The following is a 3,378-nucleotide window of genomic DNA, read 5'->3' on the forward strand; positions in this document are numbered from 1 at the left end:
TTGATTAAAAAAGTAATCGTTTCAAAGTTTGTGAAATTTGTTTCTTTGATAATTTTTAGAGCTTCAACTCCTAAGAGAATTCCGCCTTTGTCATCCATAACTCCAGGGCCGAAGGCTTTACCATTGACGATTTTAAATGGGCGTTGCGCTACTGTGCCTTGCTTGAAGACGGTATCTGTATGGGCGAGGAGGAGAATTCTGCCGCGACCCGTTCCGGCGATCGTGGCCACGATCGTATTTCCAGCATTGGGCTTGGCGGTGACGGTTTTAATCTCTGGACCTAGAGATTTGAGTTGCTGGATGATAAGATTTTCAACCTGCATCAAGCCTTGAGTATCGTTTGTTTGGGAGTCAATATTAACTATTTTTTCTAGGTATTTGAGAAAGATTGGTTGGGCTTGCTGGGCTTTTTCATAGATCGATGAGTCGGCTGCCGATCGAGCGGGATGGTGATGTCCGAATAATAGAAATATCGTCAATACTAAACTAATTAAAATTACATTGACACGATTAATTTTCATTCTTAAATGGTATATCGATTTTTCGATCGAATCTGAGTTCGATCTTGACAATACAATTAGGCGCGTAATCTGGTTTTATGCGCTATTTTTGAGGTGATATTGTCGATCGAATAATGTCGATCTCCACGATTGATGATGGGATAATAGGAATCTGCCCAGCTGCAATTAGATTCGCTGGGATGTACGTGCAGCGTCTAGTGTAGACAATCGCTGGAATCCGATCCGATCGAGTCGATTGACGATGCGGGTAACGAGCGTAGAATCGACAACGGGTTTGCTGACAAAATCATCGGCACCAGCGGCAAAGACTCGATCGCTGGCAAGGGCGGCTGTGTGAGCGGTGAGCACGAGAATGGGGAGATTTGCCCATTTGGGATCGGTACGTACTGCGCGACAGAGTTCGATACCATCGTAGGTGGGCATATCTAGATCGAGAATGAGTAAATCGGGAGCGGAAGTCTCTAATGTTTCCCAAAAGCGGCTGGGTTCGGCGAGTGTGGTGACTGTCATGCCGCGCTGCGATAGTAAGGTGCTGACGCCTTCTAATAAGACTAGATCGTCATCGACGATCGTGACTTTGGGTTGACTGGCGCGAGCTTGTTGCACTACTCGATCGACTGATTGGAAAATTTGTTGGGCATTAACTGGTTTGACGAGAAATAGTCGCGCACCCCTGCGGGCAACTTCGATGCGTTGGCGCAGTCTAGTGGTGCGATCGGTAGTTTTCCCATCGGTTCCAGAATCGATCGATGCAGGTTGGCTCAAGACGATCGTCGGAATATTTGGATAATCGCGATCTAATTGGGATAGTGCTGCCAATCCGTCGGCGATGTGAGGGAAACAATCTAGATCGAAAACGATCGCCGTAGCAGGTGCTAGCCTTTGGGCGTCTGGTGGTTGTAGCTCGCTGGCTCTGACGATTTCAAATTTAGCTGTGGCAGTATTGCTTAATTGGGCGGCTAAATCTGATTCTTGAGAAATGACTAGCAACCAGGGGGATCGATCGTCGGAAGTAGTGGCTGCGGGTTTGGCTGCGGGCATTTTACTGGCGATCGATCGCCGCAGCCGCTCGACGTTGATTTGCAATTGCGAAATATGCGCGGGAGTCAGTTCGGTATTGGCATCTAGTGATAATTCGATTTGTTTGGCGAGTTGAGAACCGCGTGACAATCCAAATGTCCCGAGGGCACCTGCAAGGGTATGGGCGCAATTCCATGCCTCACGACGCAATTCTGGATCTAAGGATTGCTGTTGGAGGGCGACGATCGCGCTGTCGATCGTGGCTACGCGCGCGCTCATTTGCTCGTGATGTCGGTTCCAAATTTCGGTAAGAAATTCTGGACATTCGGACTCGGCTTCGGCTTGAAGCTCTTCCTCAGCCAGATGTTCGGGAGGTAGCTCTCGAAGGCTATTATCGCTAGGTATTAATTGCGCGATCGGCTCTGCGTCGCTTGCGGCTGGCTCTGGATCTAGCATCGCATCATCAGATCCGCTCGGCACCTGCTGACGTCTGCCATTAGCAATAAATTGTCGTTCGGCGAGCGGATCGCTGGGCTTGAGTCGATAGCCGATGCCATAGACGGTTTCAACGAAATCGATCGGTGCGCCTGCGGCTTTGAGTTTGTGTCGGAGTCCTTTAATATGAGTGCGCACTGCTTCTTCACTGGGAGCATCTTCATACGTCCACAAGTGTTCTAAAATTGCACCACAACTAAATAACCGTCGATTGTGCCGCAGAAATAGTTCGAGCAGGGCGTATTCTTTGGGCGTTAGGCTCAGTAGTCGATCTTGATAAGTAACTTCATAATTGCGGGGATTGAGACTCAGATCTTCCCACTTCAAAACTGGTTGCACTCGATCGTTACCCCGACGCAATAGCGCGCGAATCCGTGCTGATAGCTCTTCTGGATCGAAAGGTTTGACTACATAATCATCTGCCCCAGCATCCAAACCAATGGCGCGATCGTGTTTGCTATCCCTACTCGTCAGTAATAAGATCGGCATTAGATAACCGCGAGATCGAACGTGACGACACAGACTAACCCCATCGAGATTGGGCAAAATCGCATCTAACAATAGGAGATCGTAATCAAAAGCTTCGACAAACTCCAAACCCGATCGACCATCATGGGCGACTTCAACAGCATAGTTCCGATCGGATAGTGTGACTCTAAGTGCTTCAGCCACGAGGAGATCGTCTTCAACTACCAAAATCTTCATGATTTTTGCCTGTTTTAGTAACCACCTAAATTATTTCAGAGTTTCCATCCCAAGGTTGTAGCAATTTGTTGAGCTAATTCTAACGGACTAAATGGTTTGGCGATCGTCGATCGAATTCCTAACTCGGTATAGTTGCGGCGATCGGTCGATTGCACTTTAGCAGTCAGCAGAATTACCGGAATCGATCGAGTGGCGGGATTTGCTTGAAGTTTGCTAAAAGTATCTAGCCCATCCATATCTGGCATCATCACATCTAATAATATCGCATCTGGCTGTTCTCGCTCGGCAGCAGCTAATCCTTCTAATCCCGAACCTGCAAGCGTTACCTGCCAACCAGCTACGGTTTCTAGGCAAATTTGAGCAACTTCCTGGATCGACGGTTCGTTATCAACTACTAAGATCCGTTTACTACTCACGATATTACCTCTACTGAAATACGCTATAGCTCGTTACCCGATCGCCAACGAGAATGACTAGTAGACTCAATCTACTACATTTATCGTCGCATATTTACGAGTGGTAAACCCTAAATAGATTCTTTAATTAGAGGGGAGCAGGGAGCAGGGAGCGGGGAGTGGGGAGTGGGGAGTTGGGAGTTGGGAGTTGGGAGTTGGGGGATAAGTGGAGAGAGAATAGT

At 48.0% G+C, this 3,378-nt stretch carries 3 protein-coding genes; all 3 read right to left on the bottom strand.

From position 1 onward, the window contains the following. A partial coding sequence (locus tag C7B77_RS26505) for a M20/M25/M40 family metallo-hydrolase (RefSeq protein WP_146138537.1) occupies positions 1–521 on the bottom strand: 521 nt, incomplete at its 3' end. Positions 522–686: 165 nt separating this feature from the next. Continuing rightward, the gene (locus C7B77_RS26510; protein ID WP_106312056.1) at positions 687–2,741 is read right to left on the bottom strand and encodes a response regulator; all 2,055 of its coding nucleotides are present in this window, start codon (positions 2,739–2,741) and stop codon (positions 687–689) included. Between the two features lie 35 nt (positions 2,742–2,776). Continuing rightward, positions 2,777–3,157 (bottom strand): response regulator, encoded by a 381-nt coding sequence (locus C7B77_RS26515; protein ID WP_106312059.1) that lies wholly within the window; start codon positions 3,155–3,157, stop codon positions 2,777–2,779. Positions 3,158–3,378: the final 221 nt, after the last annotated feature.

It is taken from the genome of Chamaesiphon polymorphus CCALA 037 (assembly GCF_003003845.1).
GTDB lineage: Bacteria > Cyanobacteriota > Cyanobacteriia > Cyanobacteriales > Chamaesiphonaceae > Chamaesiphon > Chamaesiphon polymorphus.